1 protein-coding gene is annotated in these 907 nt (G+C 34.2%); it reads left to right on the top strand.

What is annotated here, in order from left to right:
- Positions 1–891 (top strand): IS982 family transposase, encoded by an 891-nt coding sequence (locus G5B32_RS16920; RefSeq protein WP_165292668.1) that lies wholly within the window; start codon positions 1–3, stop codon positions 889–891.
- Positions 892–907 lie beyond the last annotated feature (16 nt).

Here is a 907-nt window from a genome sequence, read left to right as displayed (position 1 = left end):
ATTACATACGATAAAGTTACCGATATTTTCTGCATAGTTGATGAGTTTTGCAAGAACTTTGAAAAAAACACTAAAAACTTCATCATTGGGAAGGCTGCAAGACGACCAGCAACCATGTCAAATAGTGAGATCATTAGTATCCTACTATTATTTCAGATTAGTGGCTTTAAATGTTTCAAGCATTATTACATATTTTATGTACAGCGCCACATGAACAAAGATTTCCCTAAGACAGTTTCTTACAATCGTTTTGTAGAACTTAGCCAGACTGTGATTATGCCCTTAACTATGTTTCTGAAAACCTGTTGTTCGGGTTCTTGTACGGGAATATCATTTGTGGACTCTACGCCAATAAGGGTTTGCAAAAACAAACGTATAAAAGCCAATAAGGTCTTCAAAGGAACTGCTGAAATTGGAAAATCAACCATGGGATGGTTTTACGGCTTCAAGTTGCATTTAATCATTAATGACAGGGGTGAAATCCTTAATTTCCTTATTAGTCAGGGAAATATGGATGACAGAGAGCCGTTAAAAAAAGAAAGTTTCCTAAAAAAAATATTTGGAAAGCTGTTTGGCGATAAGGGATATATCTCTAAACAGTTGTTTGAAATTCTTTTCATCGATGGAATACATCTAGTCACCGGAATACGAAACAAGATGAAAAATAGCCTAATGAGTATGAATGATAAGATTATGCTTAGAAAAAGATCAGTTATAGAAACTGTGAACGACGAACTTAAAAACATCTGTCAGATTGAGCATTCAAGACATCGTTCATTCATCAACTTTATCGTAAATATCTTAGCTGGATTAGCAGCATACAGTTTCTTCCCTAAGAAACCTTCAATCAAATATCAAACGGTAAAAACTAACCAATTGTACGCTTTTTAATTATCGAATTCAGGTT

It is taken from the genome of Sphingobacterium sp. SGL-16, assembly GCF_011043515.1.
In the GTDB taxonomy this organism is placed as follows: Bacteria; Bacteroidota; Bacteroidia; order Sphingobacteriales; family Sphingobacteriaceae; genus Sphingobacterium; species Sphingobacterium litopenaei.
Note: the sequence above shows the minus strand (reverse complement) of the source record. Positions and strands in the feature narration are given on the sequence as shown.